General features: G+C 72.2%; 19 protein-coding genes and 2 tRNA genes. 9 read left to right on the forward strand and 12 right to left on the reverse strand.

The genetic code is table 11. The annotated features are described in order from the left end of the window. Nucleotides 1-569: 569 nt before the first annotated feature. A complete protein-coding gene (trxA, locus tag ASG59_RS03500) occupies nt 570-890 on the reverse strand; it encodes a thioredoxin (RefSeq protein ID WP_055886110.1) in 321 nt (106 codons plus the stop codon). 363 nt (nt 891-1,253) lie between these two features. Between trxA and ASG59_RS03505 the strand changes: the two genes are divergently transcribed. Further along, entirely contained in the window at nt 1,254-2,408 is a 1,155-nt protein-coding gene (locus tag ASG59_RS03505; protein WP_056407107.1) for a PQQ-dependent sugar dehydrogenase, read from the forward strand. A 51-nt stretch (nt 2,409-2,459) separates the two neighbouring features. Here ASG59_RS03505 and addA read toward each other — a convergent pair whose 3' ends face one another. From addA to ASG59_RS03530, 5 genes are all read right to left on the reverse strand, one after another. Next, nucleotides 2,460-5,924: a double-strand break repair helicase AddA gene (gene addA, locus ASG59_RS03510; RefSeq protein ID WP_056407036.1), complete on the reverse strand. Its 3,465-nt coding sequence runs from the start codon at nt 5,922-5,924 to the stop codon at nt 2,460-2,462. Nucleotides 5,925-5,928: 4 nt separating this feature from the next. Continuing rightward, nucleotides 5,929-9,042 carry a double-strand break repair protein AddB gene (gene addB, locus ASG59_RS03515; RefSeq protein ID WP_056407038.1) on the reverse strand — a complete coding sequence of 1,038 codons (3,114 nt, stop codon included), beginning with the start codon at nt 9,040-9,042 and terminating at the stop codon, nt 5,929-5,931. 68 nt (nt 9,043-9,110) lie between these two features. Continuing rightward, on the reverse strand, nt 9,111-9,854 hold the full coding sequence (locus ASG59_RS03520; RefSeq protein WP_056407039.1) for a nucleotidyltransferase family protein: 744 nt from the start codon (nt 9,852-9,854) through the stop codon (nt 9,111-9,113). 26 nt (nt 9,855-9,880) lie between these two features. Then, nucleotides 9,881-11,401, reverse strand: coding sequence for a tRNA (adenosine(37)-N6)-threonylcarbamoyltransferase complex ATPase subunit type 1 TsaE (gene tsaE / locus ASG59_RS03525; RefSeq protein WP_055886460.1), 1,521 nt, complete (start codon nt 11,399-11,401; stop codon nt 9,881-9,883). Between the two features lie 316 nt (nt 11,402-11,717). Then, nucleotides 11,718-11,793: transfer RNA gene (locus ASG59_RS03530), tRNA-Lys, on the reverse strand. A gap of 270 nt (nt 11,794-12,063) precedes the next feature. On the opposite strand from ASG59_RS03530, the gene ASG59_RS03535 reads away from it, so the two are divergent. Next, a complete protein-coding gene (locus ASG59_RS03535; protein WP_082528604.1) occupies nt 12,064-12,879 on the forward strand; it encodes a phosphodiester glycosidase family protein in 816 nt (271 codons plus the stop codon). A gap of 22 nt (nt 12,880-12,901) precedes the next feature. Here ASG59_RS03535 and ASG59_RS03540 read toward each other — a convergent pair whose 3' ends face one another. Further along, on the reverse strand, nt 12,902-13,606 hold the full coding sequence (locus ASG59_RS03540; protein WP_056407041.1) for a glutathione binding-like protein: 705 nt from the start codon (nt 13,604-13,606) through the stop codon (nt 12,902-12,904). A gap of 181 nt (nt 13,607-13,787) precedes the next feature. Here ASG59_RS03540 and ASG59_RS03545 point away from each other — a divergent pair, with 181 nt between their 5' ends. The 3 genes from ASG59_RS03545 to ASG59_RS03555 all read left to right on the forward strand — a co-directional run bounded on the left by ASG59_RS03545 (nt 13,788) and on the right by ASG59_RS03555 (nt 14,562). Continuing rightward, nucleotides 13,788-14,021 carry a hypothetical protein gene (locus ASG59_RS03545; RefSeq protein ID WP_055886130.1) on the forward strand — a complete coding sequence of 78 codons (234 nt, stop codon included), beginning with the start codon at nt 13,788-13,790 and terminating at the stop codon, nt 14,019-14,021. 105 nt (nt 14,022-14,126) lie between these two features. Continuing rightward, nucleotides 14,127-14,203 (forward strand) — tRNA-Pro (locus tag ASG59_RS03550). Between the two features lie 47 nt (nt 14,204-14,250). Next, nucleotides 14,251-14,562 carry an ETC complex I subunit gene (locus ASG59_RS03555; RefSeq protein WP_055886133.1) on the forward strand — a complete coding sequence of 104 codons (312 nt, stop codon included), beginning with the start codon at nt 14,251-14,253 and terminating at the stop codon, nt 14,560-14,562. A 7-nt stretch (nt 14,563-14,569) separates the two neighbouring features. Here ASG59_RS03555 and ASG59_RS03560 read toward each other — a convergent pair whose 3' ends face one another. Genes ASG59_RS03560 through ASG59_RS03570 form a run of 3 tightly spaced genes read right to left on the reverse strand, consistent with a single transcriptional unit; the run spans nt 14,570 to nt 16,994 of the window. Beyond that, complete coding sequence (locus tag ASG59_RS03560) at nt 14,570-15,037, reverse strand: nucleoside deaminase (protein ID WP_056282192.1); 468 nt, start codon at nt 15,035-15,037, stop codon at nt 14,570-14,572. A gap of 53 nt (nt 15,038-15,090) precedes the next feature. Beyond that, nucleotides 15,091-16,158, reverse strand: coding sequence for a spore photoproduct lyase family protein (locus ASG59_RS03565; RefSeq protein ID WP_055886136.1), 1,068 nt, complete (start codon nt 16,156-16,158; stop codon nt 15,091-15,093). Between the two features lie 26 nt (nt 16,159-16,184). Next, nucleotides 16,185-16,994, reverse strand: a complete 810-nt coding sequence (locus tag ASG59_RS03570) for an SHOCT domain-containing protein (protein WP_056407043.1) — start codon at nt 16,992-16,994, stop codon at nt 16,185-16,187. A 221-nt stretch (nt 16,995-17,215) separates the two neighbouring features. On the opposite strand from ASG59_RS03570, the gene glgX reads away from it, so the two are divergent. From glgX to ASG59_RS03585, 3 genes are all read left to right on the forward strand, one after another. After that, complete coding sequence (gene glgX / locus ASG59_RS03575) at nt 17,216-19,495, forward strand: glycogen debranching protein GlgX (RefSeq protein WP_055886469.1); 2,280 nt, start codon at nt 17,216-17,218, stop codon at nt 19,493-19,495. A 249-nt stretch (nt 19,496-19,744) separates the two neighbouring features. Further along, on the forward strand, nt 19,745-21,370 hold the full coding sequence (locus tag ASG59_RS03580; protein ID WP_055886139.1) for a hybrid sensor histidine kinase/response regulator: 1,626 nt from the start codon (nt 19,745-19,747) through the stop codon (nt 21,368-21,370). A 135-nt stretch (nt 21,371-21,505) separates the two neighbouring features. Continuing rightward, a complete protein-coding gene (locus tag ASG59_RS03585) occupies nt 21,506-21,775 on the forward strand; it encodes a hypothetical protein (RefSeq protein ID WP_055886142.1) in 270 nt (89 codons plus the stop codon). Nucleotides 21,776-21,787: 12 nt separating this feature from the next. Here the strand turns inward: ASG59_RS03585 and ASG59_RS03590 are convergent, their stop codons facing one another. Both ASG59_RS03590 and crtD read right to left on the reverse strand, forming a co-directional pair. Next, a complete protein-coding gene (locus ASG59_RS03590; RefSeq protein ID WP_056407111.1) occupies nt 21,788-22,651 on the reverse strand; it encodes a carotenoid 1,2-hydratase in 864 nt (287 codons plus the stop codon). Further along, a complete protein-coding gene (gene crtD, locus ASG59_RS03595; protein ID WP_056407045.1) occupies nt 22,648-24,207 on the reverse strand; it encodes a 1-hydroxycarotenoid 3,4-desaturase CrtD in 1,560 nt (519 codons plus the stop codon). Before crtD ends, ASG59_RS03590 begins: the two co-directional genes overlap by 4 nt. Nucleotides 24,208-24,306: 99 nt before the next feature. Here crtD and ASG59_RS03600 point away from each other — a divergent pair, with 99 nt between their 5' ends. Continuing rightward, nucleotides 24,307-25,188, forward strand: a complete 882-nt coding sequence (locus ASG59_RS03600) for a polyprenyl synthetase family protein (RefSeq protein ID WP_056407047.1) — start codon at nt 24,307-24,309, stop codon at nt 25,186-25,188. Nucleotides 25,189-25,193: the final 5 nt, after the last annotated feature.

A 25,193-nucleotide genomic window follows, 5' to 3' on the forward strand; every position in this document is an offset into this window, starting at 1 on the left:
TGCTCGCGCACCGCGTCGAGCAGCGTCGTGCGCGTGTCGAGCGCGAGCGCGTGACGCTCGCCGTTCACCGTCAGGGCGACTTCGGTCACCACCGGCGCGCCGGCCGACGCGGGTGCGGCCCCCGCAACCGTCGGGACGGCGCCAAGGGTCGCGGCAGCCGACGCTCCAACCATCAGGTCTCTCCGATTCACGTCGCTGTCTCCAGGCCTTCGCATCTCGCTGTCCGGCCCCATGACGGGGGGCGACGGACAGGGCGCGGGCCCAGCCGTCGACGTCGGATGCCCGGGGGAAACACGGATATCTTGGATTGGCTCCAAGGTACCGGGAAGACTTTCGTCGATCGGGCCGGTCGCGCCGCCGCCGGCGGCGCCGGGGCAGCGGCGCACACTCTGCGCGGTAAGGGACCGGCGCGCCTCCGCCATCCGGTGCCAACTCCGCGAGACCGCCCTCCCTCGCCCGGCATCCATCCCTGCGCCGCGGACGATCGCAATCGGGCATGAAAAAATCGGGCATGAAAAAACCCGGCTCGAAGGCCGGGTTCGCATTCTCGTGCTGCCGGAGGGAAGCGGTTACGCGCTCGCCTGGATCCAGCGGGACAGGTCGCCCTTGGGGGCGGCGCCGACCTTCTGGCTCGCCAGCTGCCCGTCCTTGAAGATCAGGAGCGTCGGGATCGACCGGATGCCGTACTGGGCGGCGATGCCGGGATTCTCGTCGACGTTGACCTTGGCGATCTTCACGCGACCCTGAAGATCGGTGGCAATTTCCTCCAGCGCCGGACCGATCTGACGGCACGGGCCGCACCACTCGGCCCAGAAATCCACGACCACGGGCTCGACGGACTTCAGGACGTCCTGTTCGAAGCTCGCGTCGGTCACCTTTACCGTCGCCATCACGCAATCCCTTTCCGATTTCACGGACGGCCTCTCATCCATCGGCCGCCGCGACTGACGAGGAACGTGGCGATGCGACCGGACCGGGTCAAGGCGCTTGCCGGCCGGGGCGTGAGTGATGGCGCACCCGGCGGCGGTTTCCCCCAACCGGCGACCCGCCGGACGCGGTATCGGCGCGACGGGGGTCGAAGCGGAGCCCCGACCGCCCCATCTCTGCGTGACGTCGCGCCCTCGACGGCCCCGGTGGGGACGAGGCGCGAGCCCCGCCGCGGGCGGCCGCCACGGCCGCATGGAGGACCATCCCACGTGAAGCATCTCACACAGATCCTGCTCGCCACCTGCACCATCCTCGGCTCCGCGGCGATGGCCCAGGCCCAGGGTACGCCGGCGGAGACCGAAAGCCCGAACACCTCCTACACGCCGATGACCCCCGGCCAGACCCGTGCGCCCAAGCCCGCGACAGAGACCAAGGTCGCCACCGCCACCGCCGCGCAGGGCATCGCCAGCGGCTGGGCCTTCGAGTTCCTGCCCGACGGCCGCATGATCCTCACCGAGAAGGCCGGCACCCTGCGCCTGATCGCCAAGGACGGCACCCTCGGCAAGCCGATCGCCGGCGTGCCCAAGGTCGATGCCCGCGGCCAGGGCGGCCTCCTCGACGTGGCCCTCAGCCCCGGCTTCGCCTCGGACAAGATGGTCTACCTGAGCTACGCCGAGCCGCGCGAGAAGGGCAACGGCACCACCGTTGCCAGGGCCAAGCTGGTGGAGGACGGCGGCGGCGCCAAGCTCGACGACCTCAAGGTGATCTTCCGCCAGACCCCGGCCTACGAGGGCGACAAGCACTATGGCTCGCGCCTCGTGTTCGCGCCGGACGGCAAGCTGTTCATCACGGTGGGCGAGCGCTCCGACAAGGGCCCCCGCGTGCAGGCGCAGGACCTCGCCAGCGGCCTGGGCAAGGTGTTCCGGGTCGATCCCGACGGCAGCGTGCCCAAGGACAACCCCTTCGCGGGCAGCGACAAGGGCAAGCCCGAGGTCTGGTCCTACGGCCACCGCAACGTCCAGGGTATCGCCCTCGACGCCGAGGGCCGGGTCTGGACGGCCGAGCACGGCCCGCGCGGCGGCGACGAGCTCAACCGGCCCCGTGCCGGGCTGAACTACGGCTGGCCCGACGCGAGCTACGGCATCGAGTACGACGGCGGCAAGATCGGTGCGGGCAAGACCCAGGCGCCCGGCACCGTGCAGCCGGTCTACTACTGGGACCCGGTGATCGGTCCCTCGAGCCTGACGCTCTACCAGGGCGCGCTGTTTCCGGCGTGGTCGGACGCCTTCCTGCTCGGCGGCCTCGTCAGCGGCGGCCTCGTGGTGGTGAAGCTCGACGGCGACACGGTGGCCACCGAGGAGCGGGTGCCCCTGAACGAACGCATCCGCGACGTGAAGGTCGGCCCGGAGGGCGCCGTCTATGCCCTCACCGATGGCCCGGACGGCAAGATCCTCAAGCTGACGCCGGCCTCGGGGAACTGATCCCCTCGGGGCGAGGGCGCGGTCGTCGACAGGGAGCTCCAGCCGCGCTTCTCAGCTTTCGCGTTCCGCGAGAGCCTGCAGGGCCGCCGCCACCGCCGCCGCATCGAGGCGGCGGATGGTGGGGCCCGAGGTCCAGACCAGCATCGGCTTGACGGTGCGGCCCGGATAGATCTCCCCGAGCAGGGCCGCATAAAGCGCGATCTGGCCCGCCTCCGCCGGGGGTGGGCCGGCGTCGTCCGGCGGAGGCCGGCCGGTCTTGAAGTCGGCGAGCCAGACCTCGCCCTCCGTCACAGCCAGGCGATCGACCCGGCCGACGACCGGGCGCAGGCGCCCCCCCACCGTCACACGACCGGTGAGCGTCACCTCCGCCCGGGCCTCGCGGGCAAACAGCGGCGCGAGGTCGGGCTCCTCGATGAGCCGCAGCACCGCTGCGACGATGGCCCTGCGGGTATGGTCGTCGAGGGCGGGTGCGCGTGCCCGCACGAAGGCGGTGGCGGCGTCGCGGCGGAGGGCGGGGTCGAGGCGGGGGAGATGTTCGAGCAGGGCGTGGATGAGAACGCCGCGCCGGCGCGGTTCCGGGTCCGCCTGGCGCCGGGCCGGCATGCGCTGCCCGTCGGCGGCGGCGAGCGCGCCCGAGGGGCTCAAGGGCGGCGCGACCGCGATCTCGTCGGGTGCCGGCGCCGAGAGCCAGGCCGGCGCGTCCACCTCTGCCGCCGGCAAGAGAATGTCCGTTTCCGTCGACGCGGCGCCCTCGCCCTCGCGCCAGAGGGTCGCCGGCCCGTGGGGGGTCTCGATGGCCTGCCCGGCGCCGCGAGCGGATTCGAGGCCGGTGCGGATCATCTCGCACCAGGCCGCCGGTTCGGCGGCGGTACGCCCGCGATAGGGCGCGACCACGAGGCGGTCGGCGGCCCGGGTCATCGCCACGTAGAGGAGGCGGTTGTGCTCCTCGCGGGCCCGGGCCTGCAGGTCGGCCCTGGCGGTGGCCGCGGCCTCGCAGTCCTGGCTCTTGCTCGACCACACCGGGGGCAGCGCCTCGTCCCGGGCGGCCGACATCGGCAGCAGCGGCGGATCGTTGCCGCCCGGCTTCTCGCAACCGTCGATGATCACCACGAGGGGCGCCTCCAGCCCCTTGGCGCCGTGGACGGTCATGACGCGGACTTCGTCGCGGCCGGATTCGAGGTCGCGCTTGACGGTGTGGCCGGCCTCGCCGCGCCCGGAGGCCGCGAGGTAGCGCGTCAGGAACCCGCCGAGCGAGGGCGCGTCGCTGCCCTGCTCCACCTGCGCGGCGGCGGCCAGGAACACGTCGATGGCGTCGCCCGCCTCCTCGCCGAGACGTGCCACCAGGGCACGGCGCCCGCCGTGGGGCCCGAGGATCGCCGCGTAGAACCCGAACGGGCCGCTGGTGGCGGAGAGATCGATCCAGAGGCGCAGCGCGGCCACCGCCCGCAGCGCGGCGGGATCGCCGGCGGCGGCGTGGCGGTGGAGGGCGTCCTCCAGGGTCTCGGATTCCTCGCGCCGGGCGGCGAGCCGCACGAGGTCGTCGTCGTCGAGGCCGACCAGAGGCGTCTTGAGGGCCCCGGCCAGGGTCAGGTCGTCGGCCGGCAGCAGCCCGGCCCGACCCGCCGCAACGAGGTCGTTGACGGCGATATGGGCGGCGATGTCGAGCCGGTCCTGGCCGGCCACCGGCACGCCCAGGGCCTTCATGGCGCGGATCACCTCCTCGAAGGCGGCCGAGCGCTTGCGCACCAGGATCAGGATCTCGCCCGGCCTCCAGACGCGGCCGGTTTCGTCGCCGTGCAGGGTCCAGCCCCGCACCGCCCTGGCGATGCGACGAGCCGTGACGATAGCCGGCGCGTTGGCCTCCGGCGCATCCACCGGGGCCGCCCAGGCATCGGGCTCGACCTCGTCCACCGGCTCGACGATCGGCCAGAGTTCGACGGCACCGGGGGCGCCCCGGCGGGCCGTGGTGTGGATCGTGCCGGGCTTCGTCGCGTCGTCGAAGGCCAGCCCCTGGTAGTGGTCGGGCAGCGCGAAGGTGGCGTCCACGGCGCCCAGGATGCCCAGCGTCGAGCGGAACGAGAGCTGCAGCTCGACGTCCTCGAAGGCAAGTCCGGCCTTCTGCGCCGCCCCTCGCCATTCCTGCCGCACCGCCTCGAAGGCGCGCGGCTCAGCCCCCTGGAAGCTGTAGATCGACTGCTTGGGGTCGCCCACGGCGAAGCGCGTCCGCAGGCGGTCGCGCGCACCCTCGCCGGCGGCGAACTCGGCGGTGACGAGGCGCAGGATCTCCCACTGCTGCGGGTTGGTATCCTGCGCTTCGTCGACGAGGACGTGGTCGACGCCGCGGTCGAGCTTGTACAGCACCCAGGCCGCACCGGTCCGCGACAGCAGGTCGAGGGTCTTGTGGATGAGGTCGTCGAAGTCGAGCGCGCCGAGACGCGCCTTCTGGGCCTCGACACGGCGGTGGATCTCCCGCGCCAGGGTGAACAGGGCCTGCGTCCGCTCCAGGGTCCGCGCCGCGCGCAGGGTATCGAGCAGCAGCGCCAGCCGGTCGCGCTCGGCCAGGAGGTCCTGCTTCACGTCCTCGGGCACGCCCTTGGTGCCGAGGCTGCGGTCGGCCTTGGACGTCCCCTCGCCGTCCTTGGTGAAGAACACGCAGCGGTACAGGCCGAGCGCCGCGGGCGTTCCCCGCGCCGCCTCGGCCTGGACCAGGAGGTCGGCGAGCTGCTCGTCGGTGGATTTGCCCGTGCGCAGGCGGGCGGCGAGGCCGGGCCAGTCGGAAAGCCCGTCGTCGAGCATGCGCCGCTCGATCTCCGGGGCCGTGTCGCCGGCGCCGAGACCGAGGCTGCGGGCGAGCGCGGAGAAGGCGGCGTCGAGACCGCGCGGGTCGCCGATCACCCGGCGCGCACGGATCGCGTCGCGGATGACCTTGCGCAGGGCGTCGCCCGTGGCCTCGGGCCCGACCACGGCGAGGGCGGCCCCGAGATCGGAAGCGCGGGCGCCGATGGCGTCGGCGAGCACGTTGTCGGTCTCGATGGCAAAGGCGTCCCGCGATTGGTCGTCGTCGAGGACAACGAAGCGGGCCGGGACGTTGGCCTCGAAGGGAAACAGGTGCAGCAGCCGCTCGCACAGCGCGTGCAGGGTCTCGATCTTGAGCCCGCCCGGCGTCTCGACGGCGCGGGCGAACAGCCGGCGGGCGAGGTTGACGGTCTCGCGCCGGGGCACCTGCCCGGTGAGTTCCGCCAGCTCGGCCGACAACGCCGCCTCGTCGAGGGTGACCCAGCGCCCGAGCCGCTGGAACACCCGGATCGACATGTTGGCGGCGGCCGCCTTGGTGAAGGTGAGGCACAGGATGCGGGCCGGCGCCGCCCCGTCGAGGAGGAGGCGCACGACCCGGTCGGTGAGCACCTTGGTCTTGCCCGTCCCGGCATTGGCCGAGACCCAGGCGGAGGCGCGCGGATCGGCGGCGCGCCGCTGCTTGTCCTTGGTGAGGGCGTCGACGACGAAGGCGCGGTTCATGGGCCTAGTCCTCCTCGCCGCCGAGCGACCATTCCAGCACCCGGGCGAGGTGGTCGTAATCGCCGTAGGATTTGGCGTATTTCGGGTAGGGCCGCGAGGTGTAGGCGGCCTCGCCGGACAGGAAGCGGGCGAGCAGGCCGCGCAGGCGGGCGGTGTGCTCCTCGACGATGCCCTCGACCCCGCGGGCATCGCCGCGCGGCGGTTTGAGGGGCCGTGGCACGAACGGGTCGCGCCCGCCCGACGCGTGGACGTAGAGCAGGTCCGGCGTTCCCGCGGAGGCGGCGATCCCCGCGAAGGCACCGGCCTTGAGCATCGCCGCCTCCAGGGTGAGCTGTGGCGAGAACCCGGCGAAGACCTCCCTGTTGCTCGGCGGCGCCCCGGTCTTGAAGTCGACGATGCAGGCGGTCCCGTCGCGCGCCAGCTCGATCCGGTCGGCGCGGGCGCGCAGGGTGACGCTGTCGGTCCCCAGGGGGATCACCCACTTGCCCGACACCTCCGGATGGATGCGCCTCAGGCCGGGCCGGCGCTGCGCCTCCCAGTCGAGGAAGCGGCCGGCCATGCGCTCGTAGCGCGGCCACCACTCCGCGTAGAGCTCGGGATAGGTGTCGGCGATGCTTCCGAAGGCGTCGAGCGCCAGGGCGTAGAGGCGCTCGGGGGCATCGGCGGGCAGCGCCTCGGGGTGGTCGTCCGCGAACCGGCCGAGGATGTCGTGGACCAGGGTGCCGCGCTCGGCCGCACCCGGCATCGCCGCCACCGGCTCCAGCGGTTCGAGCCCGAGCACGTGGCGGGCGAAGATGACGTAGGGGTCGCGCACCAGCGTCTCGATCTCGGTGACGCTGAGGGAGCGCGGGAACAGGGCCGGATCGGGCCGTGGCCGCGGCTGGGCCAGCCGCGGCGGCGGCGGGCCGCCGTGGTCGAGCCTGTCGGCGAAGCCCGCGAGGCGCCGTCCCTGCCCCAGCGCCGTCTCCCAGCGCGCATCGCCGACGAAGGCGCGCAGGCGCTGGAGAAAGCGCGAGGGCACCGTCGGCGAACCGTCGCGCTTGCCCGCCCGCGTGATCACCGCGTCGCGGCAGCCCAGCGCCTGGACGAAGTCGTGGGCGCTCTGGCCGATCCGGCGCTCGGGCGGGTTCAGGCCCACCCGCTCGCGCATCGGCCGGTTGAGGAAGGAATCGGTCACCGTGCGCGACGGCCACACCCCCTCGTCGAGGCCGCCGAGCACGACGCGGTCGACGTCCATCAGGCGGGATTCGAGGAGGCCGAGGATGCGCACGCGCGGGTGCGGCGCCGGCCCGCCGCAGGTGACGACCCGCTCGGCGCAGAGCGCGGTGAAGAAGGCGGGGTACTCGGCGAAGGTGCCCGGCATCAGGCCGGGCTCGGCCATGGCGAGGTCGTCGAACAGGGTGTCGAGCCCCTCCAGCGACCCGTCGGCGGGCATCTCGGTCTCGGGGCAGGCCAGCAGCCGGTCGCAGGCGGCCCGGTGCCGGCCGGCGATCGCCACGAGGTTTTCGGGCGCGGAGACGTCGGGGACCACGAAGTCGGCCAGGGCGTCGGTCAGGCGGGCGATCAGCTCGGCGGCCAGGTCCCAGTCCCGGTCGGCGAGGCGGCGCTTGGGCCTCGGCCGGCGGCCGGTGGCGGCGCGCTGGTCGTCCAGCGCCTTGGCGATGCCGACAAGGCCCGGCCCCGGCGCGGGGCCGCGCAGCACGCCGATCTCCAGGGCGGCGGCGGCGCGCACCACGTCCGAGCGCGGCATGGCGAGGCGGACGTAGGGATGCGCCAGCAGGGCGATGAGCTTTGCCGGCTTCAGGTCGGTCGCGAGTTCCGCCACGAGGCGGGCGAAGCGCCCCGCCTGGCTGCGCGAGAGGGGTTCGCCCGCCGAATCCTCCGCCACGATGCCCCAGCGGCCGAGCTCCGCCGCGACCCGGATGGCGAGGTTGCGGTCGGGGGTGACGAGGGCGGCCGTGGCACCGGGGGTCTCCAGGGTCTCGCGCAGGGCGATGGCCGCGACCAGGGCCTCCTGGCGCTCGTCGGCGGCCTCCACCACCGCGAGCCCGGCGAGTCCCCGGCGGGCGAGATCGTCACGCACGGAGGCGGCGAGATCGGCCCAGGCGTCGGTGGTCTCGGCCGGGCGCAGGGCCTGGGACAGCAGCGCCGCGCGGGCGCGGGCCTCCTGCGAGGGCGCGCCGAGGACGACGACCTCGCTGCGGTCGAGGGCGAGCCCGCGCGGCCCGAGCAGGCGGTGCAGGATCGCCTGCGGATGGCCGTGGGCGATCTCCCGCTCCGCGCCCTCGCCGGTGTCGATGGCGGTCCAGCCGGGGGCGTCGAGGTCCTGGTCGAGCCCCGGCAGCACCACCGCCCCGCGCGGCAGGGCGGCCACCGCGGCGATGAGCCGGGCGGTGGCCGGGACCGAGCCGGTGGAGCCGGCCACGATCACCGGACCGGCCAGGGGCTCGCGCCCCAGGCGGTCGGCCTCGGCCATCACCATCAGGCGCGAGCGCACCACCGGGTCGCCGAGGCCGCGGTCATGCAGGATCGCCGGCCAGTTCTCGGCGGCGATACGCACGAAATCGAGGGTGAGCCCGAAATAGCGCGAGTATTCCGCCTCGACGGCCCCGGCGATCTCGGCCCAGGGCAGGCCCTCCACGGTGAGCGCGTCCATCAGGCGTTCGAGGTCGCCGGCCAGGGCCACCGCGTCCGCGGGGGAGGACGGCACCAGGAAGGGCACGTCGTCGTCGATGGGCAGGAGGGCGCGGTCCACGGTCTCGGCCCAGGACTGGACCAGGCGCGCCAGGATCAGGCGCCGCTCCAGGGGCGGCATCGCCGGGGCGAGCGGATCGGGGCCGTTCTCGAGGAGCGGCGTCGCGGCGAGGTCGAGTTCGGCCTCGTCGGCCTCGCCCAGCGGGATCATCCGCGGCAGCAGGGCGGCCCCGCCGAGGCGCTCGGCGAGGCACCCCGAGAGCGCCCGCGCCGCGCGGCGCGTCGGCAGGTAGAGGGTGACGCCGGCCAGCGCCAGGGGATCGCCCCCGAGGTCGCCCACCAGCCGCCCCCCGACGAGGGCCTCGGCGAGGGTCGGGAGGAAGGGGACTCCGGGGGGAATCGTGAAGACGCGGGAGGCGGGCATGATGACCTGTCATTCGGCCAAAGAGGGCCGGCGCGACGACTATTCCGGACGTGGCACCGCCTTCATCCTCACGGCACCCGCGCGCTCGCCTTCACCCGTGCCTCGGCCGCGACGATCGCCTGGGGCGTGCCGACGTGGAGCCATTGGCCGTCGAGGCGCAGTCCGAACAGGCGCTCGCGCTCGGCGGCGCGGTCGAACAGCAGGTTGAGGGAAAACGGGCCGTCGGGCGTGTCGGCGAACAGCTCGGGCTTCAGGATGGCGACGCCGGCATAGATGAAGGGGGCGACCTGGCGTTCGCCGCGGCGCTGCAGCCGGCCCTCGGCGTCCATCACGAAGTCGCCGTTACCGTCGTAGCCCAGGCTGGTGGCGGCGGAGGCGACCAGGAGTAGGATGTCCATGTCCTGCGGGCGCCAGGCGGCGATCTGGCGGGCGAGGTTCGAGCGTGGCCCCTCCAGCCAGAACGAATCGGAGTTGAACACCACGAAGGGGTCGGCGCCCACCAGCGGCAGCGCCTTCTTGATGCCGCCGCCGGTCTCCAGGAGCGCTTCGCGCTCGTCGGAGACCGTCACCGCGGGCGGCGCGGCACGGCGGGCCAGATGCGCCTCGACGAGGTCGGCGAGGTAATGGACGTTGACCACCGCGTCGGTGATCCCGCCTTCCGCGGCCCGGTCGAGGGCGTGGTCGATGAGCGCGCGGCCGGCCACCGGGACGAGGGACTTCGGGAGCGTGTCGGTGACCGGGCGCATCCGGGTGCCGAGGCCGGCGGCCAGGACGAAGGCGCGGGTGATCGCGGGGGCGGCGGGCTCTGGCATGCGGGTCCTGCCGTATCGGTGTGGGATCAGGGGGTCGGCGTCGCGTCGCGGGGGGCCAGCAGCGCGGGCAGGTGTTCCTCGTGCCAGAGGCGCAGGCGTGTCAACGCCGGATGCGCGAGGTTGCGGGCGAGATACCGCTCGATGCGCGGCAGGTGGGCGAGATAGCCGGGCTTGCCGTCGCGGCGGTCGAGGCGGGCGAAGATGCCCAGGATCTTGGTGGCCCGCTGCGCGGCCAGCACCGCATAGGCGCGGGCGAAGTCCTCGACGTCGAACTCCGGCTCGCGGGCGCGGCGCTCGCGGGCATAGAGGCCGAGCAGCCGCAGCTCGAGGTCCGGGCTGGCGTCGACCCGGGCGTCCTGCAGCAGCGAGGCGACGTCGTAGGCCGGGTGGCCGAGCACCGCGTCCTGGAAGTCGATGAGCCCGATCCGCTCCAGCCCCTCGCGGCCGGGCAGCCAGATCAGGTTGGGGGAGTGATAGTCGCGCAGCGTCCAGGTCGGGCGCGCGGGCACGACGGTGCGCAGCACCTCGGCCCAGAGGGCGACGAACTCGGAGCGGGCGGGCACCGGCAGGCTGGCCCCGCGCATCGCCGGGCAATACCAGTCCGGCAGGAGCTCGGTCTCGAACAGCAGGGCTTCGAGGTCGTAGTGGGGCAGGACGTGGTCGATCCCGTCCGCGACCGGCAGCACGCCGGGCAGCTGCGTCCCGTGCAGGCGCGCCAGCAGCCGCGTCGCCTCGGCGTAGCGCTCCGGCCGCGGGCCGTTGGCGTCGGTCACCGGCTCGGCCCCGAGATCCTCCAGGATCAGGAGGCCGGCGGCGAGGTCCTCGCCGTAGATCTTGGGCGCCGAGAAGCCCAGCGCCCGCAGGCCCCGGTCCACCGCGACGAAGGCGTGGACGCTCTCGGCGAGCTTGACGATGGCGCTGTAGGGCTTGCCGTTGCGCACCGGCGGCCCGTCGGCCCGGGCCGGCGAGATCATCAGCACCGCCTTGGCGCCGTCGGCCTTCACGAGGCGTTCGTAGGCCCGCGAGGAGGCATCGCCCTGCATCGGCAGGCGGGTGGCCTCGTCCCAGCCGCTGCGCTCGAGCAGGGTGCGCAGGGAGCGCGCGCGCAGGAGCCGGCCGCGCATGCCGCCGGTGCCGTCCATGCGGGCGAACCGGGCGCCGTCGCCGAACTGCGGCCGCAGCGACAGGTCGACCGACAGGACCGGGCCTTCGCGAAACCCCAGCCGCTCGGGCCATTCCACCAGGGTGATGGCCCCCTCCGTCATCTCGTCGAAGCCCAGCTCCACGAGTTCGTCGGCGCTGCGCAGGCGGTAGAGGTCGGCGTGCACGATGGCGCGCCCGTGTCGGCCCTCGTAGGGCTGGACGAGGGTGAAGGTCGGGCTCGGCACGTCGAGGGCGGGGTCGCCGGTCAGCTCGCGGATGATGGCGCGCGCGAGCGTGGTCTTGCCGCCGCCCAGGCCGCCGGAGAGGGCGACGATGTCGCCGGGCTGGAGCAGCTCGGAGAGGAAGCGGCCGAGGTCCTCGGTGGCGCCCTCTTCGGTCAGCATGATTTCCCAGGCCGCCGGGGCTTGCGCCTCCGGTCCCGCCGGGCCGTGGCCGTCGTCACTCACCCGCTCGATCCTCCAAGGCCCGCCTCCAACGCCCGTCGCTTCGTGAGGTGCAACGCACCAGGCCCCGCGGCGATACCGAACCCACGCGAGCAAATCGGACCCGCGCCACGCGGAGGCCGGAAGCCCCCATGCGGCGATCATGGTAACCGAGCTTCCTTAACCTGGGCTTGCCCCACCCTTCCGGCGGCGAAGCGGCGAAGAAGGATTTTGGTCCCTCGCGTCTCACGAGGACGATCCGAGCGACGGAAAAGATTGGTGAGCGCGTTGGGGTTCGAACCCAAGACCTACAGATTAAAAGTCCGTTGCTCTACCAGCTGAGCTACGCGCTCGCGTCCCCATGACGGACGGGCCTGGCGGCGGCCGCGGGTCCTGCGCATGGGGAAGCGGGCCTGCAATAGGGGGTGGGCGGAATGAGGTCAACCGGGCCGACCGGGCCGTGACGGATCGGCCGATCCGGGACGGCCGGCGGCGTGCCGCGAACCGCGCGGCGGCGATTGAGCCGGGGTCGCAGCCTTGCTATCGCAGGCCCGTTCGCATCGCCCGTCTGGCTGCGGAGCGGATCGCGACGCGGCAGGACTCATGCGGCAGGACCCATCCCGATGATCGCAGGCCCCATCCCGTCCCAGGCACTCGCGCCGGCCCGGCGGGTCGCGACTCCCGAACGCCCAGGGCGGGTCCGGCGGCGGCGGGCCGGGTGGGTCGCGGTGGTCGTCCTGACCCTGGCGCCGATCTCCTCCGGCCAGGCGGCGACACCGTGCAAGCCGGTCCAGTCCGACGGCGAGACCTTCACGGTCTGCACGGTGGACCTGCGCCGCGAGCGCCTGCGCCTGTTCTGGCTGGACGCGGACGGGCTGCCCTATTCGTCGCTCTCGACCCTGGCCACCAAGCAGGGGAGCCAGCTCGGCTTTGCGATGAATGCCGGCATGTACGACAAGGGCCAGGCGCCGGTGGGGCTCTACGTGGAGGAGGGGCGCGAGCTGAAGGGGGTGTCCACCGCCAACGGCCCGGGCAACTTCCACCTCAAGCCCAACGGCATCTTCTACGTGAAGGGCGAGCGCGCCGGGGTGATGGAGACCGGCCGCTACCTCAAGACTAACCCGAAACCCGACTTCGCCACGCAATCGGGCCCGATGCTGGTGGTGGACGGCAAGATCCATCCGAAGATCTCGACGGACGGCCCCTCGCAAAAGATCCGCAACGGGGTCGGCGTGCGCGAGGACGGCCGCACCGCGGTGTTCGCGATCTCGGAGCGGCCGGTGACGTTCGGCGCCTTCGCGCGCCTGTTCAAGGACGATCTGGGCTGCCGCAACGCCCTGTTCCTCGACGGCAGCGTGTCGAGCCTCTACGCCCCGAGTCTGGGCCGCTCGGACCTTAGCCGGCCGCTCGGGCCGATGGTGGGGGCGGTGGCGCGGTAAGGCCGCCCGCCCCCCTCCTCGGTCAGCCGTCGCGTTTGGCGGTCTGGCCGAACATCACCTTCTTGGCATCCTCGCTCATCGGCTTGCCGTGGTCGGGGTTGACGGCCGCCGCCCTGGCGTAGGCCGCCTTGGTGGCCGGGCGCCCGGCGATGTCGGCGAACCAGCGCGACAGGTGCGGGAAGTCGGACAGCGTCTGGCCCTGCTTCTCCCACGGCACGATCCAGGGGTAGGACGCCATGTCGGCGATGGAATAGGCGTCTCCCGCCACATAGGCGCGGTCGGCCAGCCGCCGGTCGAGGACGCCGTAGAGGCGGTTGGTCTCCTTGACGTAGCGGTCGATGGCGTAGGGAACCGGCTCGGGCGCGTATTGCGAGAAATGGTGGTTCTGGCCGAGCATCGGCCCAAGGCCGCCCATCTGCCAGAACAGCCATTGCAGCACCTCGGCGCGGCCGTGCAGGTCGGCGGGGATGAACCGCCCGGTCTTCTCGGCGAGGTAGAGCAGGATCGCGCCGGATTCGAACAGGGCGACCGGCGCGGTGCCCGAGGCCGGGGCGTGGTCGACGATGGCCGGCATGCGGTTGTTGGGGGCGATCGCCAGGAAGTCGGGCGCAAATTGCGCCCCCTTGCCGATGTCCACCGGCTTGATGGCATAGGGCAGGCCGGCCTCCTCGAGGAACAGCGTCACCTTGTGGCCGTTCGGGGTCGGCCAATAATAGAGGTCGATCATCGCGTCTCCTTGGACGTGCACCGTCCGCACCCTCAGGGCGCGCAGGTGGGCTCGGCGACGGCCGAGGTCAACGCCCCTCGTCGAACGAAGGCCCGCATCGATCGAATGCGACGGACATTGCTGACGCTCGCTTCACGGCCGGCGTGGCAGGGTCGTCCCCGGAGCGGCCGGGGACAGGGCGATGATCAGCGCGGTATCGATTTCGGCGGGCGGGCTGGCGGCGGCGACGCAACGCTATTCCGCGGCGGCCGAGACCGTCGCCACCCTCGGCACCAGCCTGCCGCAGGCCTCGCAGGTCGATCTCTCGACGACCGCAATCGAGCTCATCGAATCGAAGGCCGCCGTCGCACTCAACACAGCGGTCATGAGGTCCTCCATCGAGACCGAGAAGCGCGTCCTCGACATGCTGGTCTGACCGCGCTCGCGCGCCTGGGATGCCGAGGCTACCCGGCCCGCTTGGGCGAACGCCGCTTGCCCAGAGGGGGCGAAAACTCTATGCCCCAGGAGCGCGCGAGCGTGTCGGGGTGTAGCGCAGTCTGGTAGCGCATCTGGTTTGGGACCAGAGGGTCGTAGGTTCGAATCCTATCGCCCCGACCATTCGCCGCCTGTCCGTCCGTTGGTCTCTCGAAGGCTTGAACCGTCCGATGTCGAGCGCGCGCATTTACCGGCCCGCCAAGGATGCCTCCCAGTCCGGGCTCGCCCGCACGCACCGGTGGATCCTCGAATTCGACCGGACCGAGCCGCGCGAGACCGATCCGCTCATGGGCTGGACCGGCTCGGGCGACATGCTGCAACAGGTGCGGCTCACCTTCGACACGCAGGAGGAGGCGGTGGCCTATGCCACCCGCGCCGGCCTGTCCTACCGGATCGACGAGCCGCAGAAGGCGATCCCGCGCAAGGGATTGTCATACTCCGACAATTTCAAGTTCAGCCGCACCGCGCCCTGGACGCACTGAAGCGCACTCACGGCTTGGCTGGGTGGCGCGCCCGAAAGGCGGCATAGGGCTCGGCCGCGTCCGGCACGTCGAGATGCACGAGGCGCATCGGCTGCTCGTCGAGCGGCCGGCACAGTTCGGCGTAGATCTCGGCACCGAGGAGCCCGAACCCGGCGGCGGTCTCGGCGGAATTGGCGAAATAGCCCTCGCGGATACCCGCCAGACGCATCGCCGCATGGCACATCGGGCAGGGACGCCCGCTCGCGTACATCACCGCGCCCTCGAGCTTCGGAGTGCCGAGCGCCTGGCCCGCCTCGCGCAGGGCCCGCAGTTCGGCATGGTCGGTGGGATCGTTGGTGAGGTGGATGCCGTTGGCCGCGCGGGCGATCACCGCGCCGTCCCGGACGAGGACGGCGCCATAGGGCCGGCCGCCCTGCGCGACGTTCGCGGCGGCGAGTTCCACCGCCTCGCGCAGGTAATTCTCATGCGTGCTCATCGGCGGCGTGTTCATCGACGGGTCTCCTTCTTCGATCGGACAGCTTAGCGGGCTCAGAACGCGTAGCGGACCTGGCAATAGGGGATGCGCTCGGCCATCAACGCCTTGAAGCGCGCGATCCACTGGGCCTTCCAGCGGGCACGGTAGCGCAGGTTGTCGCCCCCGCCCTCCGACCTCTTGGCCTCCTGGATATCGGGGCGCCACAGCAGCGCCTCGGCCTTGGGGTGCCAGCCGAGGTTGACCGCGTGGAGCCCGGCATTGTGGGTGAGCAGGATGACCTCGGCCTTGAGCTGGGCCTTGGCCGCCGGCCCGATGCCGGCGTCGAGGGCCTCGAACAGCGCGCCCCAATCCGCCTCCCAGCCCTCGTAGAGGATCACCGGCGAGAAATTCACGTGGACCTCGTAGCCGGCGGCCACGAAGTCGTCGATGGCCGCGATCCGCTCCATGATCGGCGCGGTGCGCACGTCGACGATCCGGGCGATGCCCTCGGGCATCAGCGAGAACCGGATGCGGGTCTTGCCCCGGGGCTCGTAGGCGAGGAGGTCGCGGTTGACCGCCTTGGTGGCGAAGGAGGCCTTGGCGTTGGGGATGTCGCGGAACAGGGCGACGAGGTCGCGCACGCCGTCCCCGAGGAGGGCGTCCACGGAAAGGTCGCCGTTCTCGCCGATGTCGTAGACCCACCGCTCCGGGTCGATCGTGTCGGGGGCGGTGAGCGGCCCCTGCTTGCCGGCGTGGCGCCGGATCGCCTCGCCGATCGCCTCGACGTTGACGAACAGCGAGATCGGGTTGGCGAAGCCCTTGCGCCGGGGCACGTAGCAATAGGCGCAGGCCATGGCGCAGCCGTTCGAGGTCGAGGGCGCGATGAAGTGGGCGCTGCGGCCGTTGGGGCGCAGGCTCAGGCCCTTCTTGACCCCGAGCACCAGGGTCGAGCGCTTGATGCGGACCCAATCCTCCACCGCGCCCGCGTTGCCGTGGAGGGTGGGGATGTTCCAGTGCGAGGGCACTTCGATCCGGGCCGCGTCCGGAAACCGGTCGAGGATGGCCCGGCCATGCGCGAAATCCGCCACCACGGGCTCATGGTAGATGGTGGCGACGTCGATGAGGTCGCGCGGCAGGTCCATGGCGTCGCCAGGAGGTCCGTCTCGGATCAGAGCCGGGCCAGCAGTTCGGCCTTCTTGGACGAGAACTCGGCCTCGGTGAGGACGCCCTTGGCGTGAAGCGCCGCGAGCTTCTCCAGGGTGGCGAGGACGTCGCCGCCCGCCGTCTCGGGCGCCGGCGCGGGCTCGGGGGGCGCCTCGGGGGCCGGCGCCATCGGCACCACCGGGTCGGGATAGAACGGACGCGGCTCGGGCGGGCGGGACTCGGGTGGACGGGACTCGGGCGGGCGGGACTCGGGCGGGCGGGACTCGGGCGGGCGCGGCGGCGTCTGGCCGTCGAGGCGCGTCAGCTGGTCGAGCTCGACGGGGCCGCCGCGGCCGCTGAAGCGCAGCCTGGTGCCGCCGCCCTGCGACAGCGAGACGCCGGAGATGTCGTGGATGCCGGTGTCGTAGAGCGAGAGCGCGCCGTCTGACTCGACGGCCAGGCGCCGGCTCTCGGGGAAATACGCGTAGCGCAGGCCGTTCTGGGCGCCGGAGGTGGAGGGCCGCCCGAGGTTGGCGGGCCACCACTGGCCCGCCGCGCCTCCCGTCCGGCCCGGCGCCGGCAGGGACCGGCTGAGCTCGTCGCACAGGGCGGCGACGCGGGCCTTGAGGGCGGTATCGAACATCTGCCCGATCATGATCATGCCGCCCGCCGACCATTGCCCGAAGCCGCCGAGGTCGGGATGGTTGAACTGGGCCATGGCGCCGTGGCCCGCCTCCAGCGCCTGGGCCAGGTGGCGGACCGCATCGAGCCCGACGCCGTGCCGATCGGCCAGCGCCTGGAGTTCGCCCGCCGCCTCGAAGCTCTGATCGGTCATGACTCGTCTCCTCCCCCGAGGCCGTCGCGACCCGCGCGCGGTCCTTACGGGACGTCGGTTCTCAGGACTGGACGAAAGCCCGGACGGCCGCAATCGTCCCCGGTGCGACGCAGCAATAATTTCTCGTGCGCGGGAGCTTCGGCATGGCGGGACGCGTTCACGTCGGATTCAGGCTCGCGTCCGCCGCCCGGAGCGGAACGGAGCCGACCTTCGGAGCAATGATGGCCGACGATTCGACGTTCCAGGCAGCCAAGGCGTCCACGCAGACCCGTTCGGCCCGTTCCCGCATCCGCGAAGGCGCACCCTACCCCCTCGGGGCCACCTGGGATGGGCTGGGCGTCAACTTCGCGCTGTTCTCGGCCCACGCTACCAAGGTCGAGCTGTGCCTGTTCGACGAGGCCGGCGAGCAGGAGATCGAGCGGATTGAGCTGCCGGAATACACCGACGAGATCTGGCACGGCTACCTGCCCGACGCCCGGCCCGGCACCATCTACGGCTACCGCGTCCACGGCCCCTACGAGCCCAAGGCCGGCCACCGCTTCAACCACAACAAGCTCCTGATCGACCCCTACGCCAAGGGCCTGGTCGGCTCCATCACCTGGAACCCGGCCCTGTTCGGCTACCAGATGGAGACCGGCGACGACCTGACCTTCGACGAGCGCGATTCCGCGCCGTTCACCCGCCGCAGCCGCGTCATCGACCCGGCCTTCACCTGGGGCCGCGACCGCAAGCCCAACGTGCCGTGGGAGAAGACCGTCTTCTACGAGACCCACGTGAAGGGCTTCACCAAGACCCATCCGCTGGTGCCCGAGCGCCTGCGCGGGACCTATGCCGGCCTCGGCAACCCGGCGGTGCTGGACTACATCAAGTCGCTGGGCGTGACCTCGGTGGAGCTGCTGCCCGTCCATGCCTTCGTGCAGGACGACTACCTCCAGGAAAAGAACCTGGTGAACTACTGGGGCTACAACACGATCTCGTTCTTCACGCCGGCGCGGCGCTACGCGGCGGTGCCGGACTTCGCCTTCTCCGAGTTCAAGGAGATGGTGGCGCGCATGCACGGGGCCGGCCTCGAGGTCATCCTCGACGTGGTGTACAACCACACCGCCGAGGGCAACGAGAAGGGCCCGACCCTGTCGTTCAAGGGCGTCGACAACGCCTCCTACTACCGGCTTCTGCCGGGCCAGGAGCAGTTCTACATCAACGACACCGGCACGGGTAACACCTTCAACCTGTCGCATCCCCGCGTGCTGCAGCTCGTCACCGATTCGCTGCGGTACTGGGCGACGGAGATGCGGGTCGACGGCTTCCGGTTCGACCTGGCCACCATCCTGGGCCGCGAGGCGCATGGCTTCGACGAGGGCGGCGGCTTCCTCGACACCTGCCTGCAGGATCCCGTGCTGAACCAGGTCAAGCTCATCGCCGAGCCGTGGGACTGCGGCCCGGGCGGCTACCAGGTCGGCGGCTTCCCGCCCGGCTGGGCCGAGTGGAACGACCGCTTTCGCGATGACGTGCGCGGCTACTGGCGCGGCAACGAGGGCCTGCTGCCGTCGCTGGCCTCGCGCATCACCGGCTCGGCCGACAAGTTCAACAAGCGCGGGCGCAAGCCTTGGGCGTCGGTGAACTTCATCTCGGCCCACGACGGCTTCACGCTCAACGACACGGTGTCGTACGACGAGAAGCACAACGAGGCCAACGGCGAGGGCAACCGGGACGGCCACGGCCACAACCTCTCCTACAACTACGGCGTCGAAGGCCCCACCGACGATCCGGCGATCAAGGCGGTGCGCAACCGCCAGATGCGCAACATGCTGGCGACCCTGTTCCTCTCGCGCGGCACCCCGATGCTGCTGGCCGGCGACGAGTTCGCCCGCACCCAGCGCGGCAACAACAACGCCTACTGCCAGGACAACGAGGTCTCGTGGATCGACTGGGAGGCGATCGGCTCGGACGAACGCGACCTCGCCGAGTTCACGCAGCGCCTGATGCACCTGCGCACGGCGCTGCCGATCCTCACCCGCGGCCGGTTCCTGACCGCGGCCTACGACGAGGACCTCGGCGTCAAGGACGTGACCTGGCTGCGGCCCGACGGGGCCGAGATGAGCACCGAGAACTGGGGCCAGGGCGACGCCCGCGCCATCGCGGTGCTGCTCGACGGCCGGGCCCAGGCCTCGGGCATCCACCGGCGCGGCGGCGATGCGACGCTGCTGTTCCTCTACAACGCGTACCACGACATGGTGTCGTTCATCCTGCCGGGCTCCGTCGGCGGCGCCGCCTGGACGCGGCTTCTCGACACCAACCTGCCCGACAGCCAGGAGGTCGTTCATGTGGACATCGGCGCCACCTACGACGTCACCGGCCGCTCGATGCTGATGTTCGTCCTCAAACCCGAAGAGACCCAGGGCGACGAGGTCACCGAGATGGAGCGCTCCTACCAGCACGTGATGCAGGCCTTCGAGCGGGCAAACATCGACACGGTCCGGTTCGAACCGCCGGCCACCTGAGCCCGGCGCGACGGCACCGATTCCATCCCATCCACCGGGCGCCGCCTCCACGAGGGGCGGCGCCCGCTTTTTTCGAAGGCGACCACCAATCGGAACGGGTATCGGCCCGGGGACTTATCGCAGGGCAACACCGCGCCATCCGCCGTCATCCCGACAGCGAGGCCGACACGAAACAACCGGTCAGGTCGTCGGGCGCCGCCGCGACGGCCCCGACCCGGCGCCCGTCACCGATCGAGAAGCCGGCACAGCATGAACGACTCACCCGAGAAGCCTCCGATCGGGATGCATGCGCGGGTTCGGACGGGGTTCTCGTCGGAGGTCGCCGATCCTCACAGCGATCTCTTCTTCGCGGCCGTGGAAGCGACGCGGATGCCGATGATCGTCAGCGATCCGCGCCAGCCCGACAACCCGATCCTGTTCGCCAACCGGGCCTTCATCGCTATGACGGGCTACACGCCCGAGGAGCTGGTGGGCCGCAACTGCCGGTTCCTGCAGGGACCGGAGACGGATGCGGGGACGGTGGCCGAGATCCGGCGGGCGATCGCGCGGCGGGAGGAATTCGCCACCGAGATCCTGAACTACCGCAAGGACGGCTCCACGTTCTGGAACGCGCTCTACCTGGCGCCGGTCTACAACGCCGCCAACGAGCTGGTGTACTTCTTCGGCTCCCAGCTCGACGTCTCGCGCCGCCGCGACGCCGAGGACGCCCTGGGGCAGGCCCACAAGATGGAGGCGCTCGGCCAGCTCACCGGCGGCATCGCCCACGACTTCAACAATCTCCTGCAGGTGATCGTCGGCTACGTGGACATCCTCGGCGTCGCCCTGGACAAACCCGACGGCGATCGCGGCCGGATGCGGCGCGCCACCGACAACATCCGCGCGGCGGCGGACCGGGCGACGATGCTCACGCAGCAGCTCCTGGCCTTCGCCCGCAAGCAGCATCTCGAGGGGCGCGCGGTCAACCTCAACGGCCTCGTCGAGGGCATGGGCGACCTCGCCACGCGGACGCTCGGGACCGGGATCGACCTCGACCTCGACCTCGCGCCCGACCTCTGGACCAGCCGGATCGACCCGACCCAGACCGAGGCCGCGCTCCTCAACGTCCTGATCAACGCCCGCGACGCGATGCCGGAGGGCGGCCGCGTCACGGTGAAGACCGAGAACGTGGCCGCGGACGCCGACGCCGGCGGCCGCTCGCCCGGCCTTCCGGGCGGGCGCCACGTCAGCGTCTCGGTGAGCGACACCGGCACGGGCATCGCCCCGGACGTGCTCTCGCGGGTGATGGACCCGTTCTTCAGCACCAAGGACGAGGGCAAGGGCACCGGGCTCGGGCTCTCGATGGTCTACGGCTTCGCCAAGCAGTCGGGCGGCGCGGTGCAGATCGAATCCGTGCTGGGCGAGGGCACCACGGTCCGTCTGTCCTTCCCCGCCAACGCGCAGGGCGAACGGCCGATGCAGGCGATCGCCTCCCGGCCCGTCGCCCCCCAGACCGGCACCGAGACGGTCCTGATCGTCGACGACCGCGACGACGTCGCGGAACTGGCCCGGACCATCCTGCGCGACTTCGGATACACCACGCTGACCGCCCGCAACGGCCGCGAGGCCCTCGACATCCTCGACCAGACCGAGACCGTCGACCTCCTGTTCACGGACCTCATCATGCCCGGCGGCATGAACGGGGTGACCCTGGCCCGCGAGGCCCGCCGCCTGCGCCCGCGGCTGAAGGTGCTCCTCACCACCGGCTACGCCGAAGCGGCCATCGAGCGGACCGATGCCGACGGGGCGGAGTTCGACCTCCTCAACAAGCCCTACCGCCGCACCGACCTGATCCGCCGCATCCGCGCCGTCCTCGACGGACCGACCGGGATCGACTGATGCGGCCTCCGCTTGATTCAAGCGGTGGCCGTATCGGCGAGCCCGCGCGGCGCCTGAGCGATGCCCATTTCCGCATCGCGACGTGATCGTCCGGAAATGGCATGAGGCGGCACGGACGACACGAGAGACGGCGCGATGCCACGGGGCGACAAGGGGAAGTACACCGACAAGCAGGTCCGCAAGGCCGAGCACATCGCCGAGTCCTACGAGGCCCGCGGCGTGCCCGAGGCGCAGGCTGAGGCGCGCGCCTGGGCCACCGTCAACAAGGACGACGGCGGCGGCAAGAAGCCGGGCGGCTCGGGCCGGGCCAAGGTTTCCACCCGCACCGCCGAGGAGCGCTCGGCCTCGGCCAGGAAGGGGGCCGCCACCCGCAGGCGCAACGCGGCGGAGCGCAAGGCGGACTGACGTCCCGGCGCTTCATCCACCGAACGGGCGCGGCATCCGGAACGGCAGCATCAGGCGCACCAGCGGGTTCTTGAAACGATCGAGGGACAGGCTCTCGTGGACCGGTTTCACGGGGCGCCCGCACAGGGTCGAGGACAGGAGCGAGCGGGCGTAGAACGGCGTGTCCTCGAAGGTCCGCACCACGCTGGCGCGGCCGTCGTCGCTGCGCGTCGGGCGCGGCATCCGCCAGAACCCGGTCTTCGGCAGCTCGGCGGCCACCGGCGGCGCGATCTCGCGGGCGGTGCCGTCGGCGTCGAAGCGCAGGGTGAGGTTCTGGGTGGTGCCGTCGCGGCGGACCACGTCGTAGAGGATCGCCGCCCCCGGCTTGAGGTCGGCCCTGCACCAGGTCCACCGCGAGAAGGCGTCCTCCAGGGGCTCGTCGCCGTGGTTGGTGTCGAAATAGGCGGTGCCCGACCAGTTCACCGCGGGCTCGCTGAGCGCCACGGTGACGGGGGAGGCCGGCGCCATCGGCCACCAGCGGTGGCGGCCGGCGGCGTCGAGGGTCTGGGGCGCCTGGGTGATCCCGCCCGGCCGCACGGTGATGGTGCCGCGCACCGGCGAGGGGATCGGCGCGGTGACCTCGTCGAGGCGGATCGTCAGGCTGGTGCCGTCCCAGGCCATGGCGCTCGGGCCGATGCGGATGCTGCGCGCGTCCCGCGACAGGGATTTCGCGCCGCGCTCGGTCATGCAGAAGCTGTTGCGGCCTTCGCCGTAAAGGACGACGTTGACCGCGCAATGCGCGAACGGGTCCCGGCTCGTGTCCCAGGCGTAATAGGGCGAGAACACGCTGCCGATGAAGGCGATGACGGTGAGCCCCTGCGTGCCGTCTTCGCTCAGGGCGTCGACGTACCACCAGACGTAGCCACCCGGCCCGACCGGGGTGTCGAAGCGCGGCGCGAGGGCCGATCCGCCGGGAGATCCGCCAGGAGGCTGTCGGCCGCCAGCCGGCCCGACTGGGCCGCCATCGGCACCCCCGGCCCCGGATGGACGCTGCCCCCCGCCAGATACAGGCCGGGCAGGCGCGTGCGCGCCCCCGGCCGCTTGAACGAGGCCATCCAACCGTGCGAGGCGCGGCCGTAGAGGGCGCCACCCGTCGCCGGAAACAGGCCCGCGAAGCCCGCCGGATCGGTGACCACCATCCCCGGCTCCTCGTTCAGCGTCAGTCCGGCGGCCTGCAGCCGACGACGCAGGTTGGTCTCGCATTGGCGCAACTCCGTGGGGTCGAGGGGGCGCTCGCCGGTGGCGGGCGCGTTGACGAGGCAAAGCAGGCGTTCCGGGCCGTCGACCGCCGGCACGGCCGCGTCGCCACGGTCCTGGGCGCAGATGTAGACCGTGGGATCGGCCGGCAGGCGCCGGCCTTTGCGCAGTTCCGCGAACTCGCTGGCGTAATCGTCCGAGAAGAACACCGTGTGGCGCACGAGGGGAAACCCCTCGGGCCGGGCGTTCATGCAGAACGTCACCGCCGAGAGCGACCGCTCGGCGAGCGCCACCGGGTCGGTGACCCGCGCGGCCTCGGGTCCGAACAGGCCCGCGCCCAGGGCCGCGACATCGGCATTGGCCACCACCGCGTCCGCCGCGATGCGCTCGCCGCCGGCGAGTTCGACCCCGGCCACCGCACCGCCCTCGACCACGATCCGCGCCACATCGGCACCGTAGCGGAAGCTGGCGCCGCGCGCGGCGGCGAGATCGGCGCAGGCCTGCGCCAGCCGGCTGAGGCCGCCCTCGATGGTCCAGACGCCCTGCGCCTCCACATGCGCCACCAGCATCAGGGTGGCGGGCGCCTCGAACGGCGAGGCGCCGCAATAGGTGGCGTAGCGTCCGAACAGCTGGCGCAGGCGGGGATCGCGAAAATAGTCGCCCAGCGCCCCCCACAGGGTCGAGAAGGGCTGGATGCGCCAGAGGTCGCCGATCCCCGACAGGCCGACCCGGCGCCCGAGCTCGACCGGATTGGGCCGCGTGCCCCGGATGAACGGCCCCTCCAGGGTGCGATAGACCTCGCCGGCCCTGGCGCAGAACCGGCGGTAGCCCTCCGCCTCGCGGGCCCCGGCGAAGGCGCCGATGGCGTCCACGCTCGCCTCGTGGTCGGCGAAGAGATCGAGGCGCCGGTCGCCGCGCCAGGCGTGGCGGGCCAGGATCGCGGCGGGCGTGAGCGCGACGCTGGCGCCGAGATCGGCGCCCGCCTCCGCAAAGATCTCCTCGAACACCCAGCGCATGGTGAAGACGGTGGGGCCGGCCTCGATGGCGCGCCCGGCCACCCCGACGCTGCGCATCTTGCCGCCGGGCTTCGGCCCCCGTTCGAGAACGGTGACGTCGAGGCCGGCATGGGCCAGCCGCAACGCCGACACCAGCCCCGCGATCCCCGCTCCGATGACGACGACCCTGTCACCCTGCACCCGGTCCCCTCCCTGCCGCCGCCACGAGACGGCTTGACGAGTGTCAACTTAATCTGACACTTTGAAATGACAACTTGAAAAGACATGGGAGTGGCGGACATGGATGCCAACCGGCGCATCGAGCGGACCCTGGACAATGCCGTGGCCCATGCGGAGGCGCCCGGTGCGCCACCGCGCCTGGCGGAAGCGATTCGCTACGGGGTCTTTCCCGGCGGCCACCGCATCCGCCCGCGGCTCTGCCTTTCGGTGGCCCGCGCCTGCGGCGACGACGATCCGGTCGGGGCCGATGCGGCCGCGGCCGCGATCGAGCTCCTGCACTGCGCCTCCCTCGTTCACGACGACCTGCCCTGTTTCGACGACGCGCCGATGCGCCGGCAGAAGCCCTCGGTGCATGCGGCCTTCGGCGAGCCCCTGGCGGTGCTCACCGGGGACGCGCTCATCGTCCTCGCCTTCGAGACCCTGGCGCGGGGCGCCGCACGCCATCCCGCCCGCCTCGCCTCCCTCGTCGGCCTCGTCGCCCGCGCGGTCGGCTCGCCCGTCGGCATCGTGGCGGGCCAGGCCTGGGAATCGGAACTCACGGTCGGCCTCACCGAATACCAGCAGGCCAAGACCGGGGCCTTGTTCGCCGCCGCCACCGTGACCGGCGCGGCCGCGGCCGGCGCTCCCCCCCTGCCCTGGCGCCTGCTCGGCGAATGCCTCGGCGAGGCCTACCAGGTCGCCGACGACCTGAGCGACGTCGCCTGCCGCCAGGAGGAGATCGGCAAGCCGGTGGGCCGCGACGCCACCCTCGGCCGCCCCAACGCGGCGGCCTTGCTCGGGGTCGGCGGCGCCATGGCCCGGCTGCGCCACCTCGTGGCCGAGGCGGTGGAGGTCATCCCGCCCTGCCCCGGCGCGGAGGTCCTGCGCGCCGAGATCGTCGCCCAGACCCGCCTGTTCCTGCCGCCGAGCCTCGCCTCCGAAAAGCTCTTCGCGCTTGCGTGAGCGGG

Source organism: Methylobacterium sp. Leaf466, from assembly GCF_001425565.1.
Classification (GTDB): Bacteria; Pseudomonadota; Alphaproteobacteria; order Rhizobiales; family Beijerinckiaceae; genus Methylobacterium.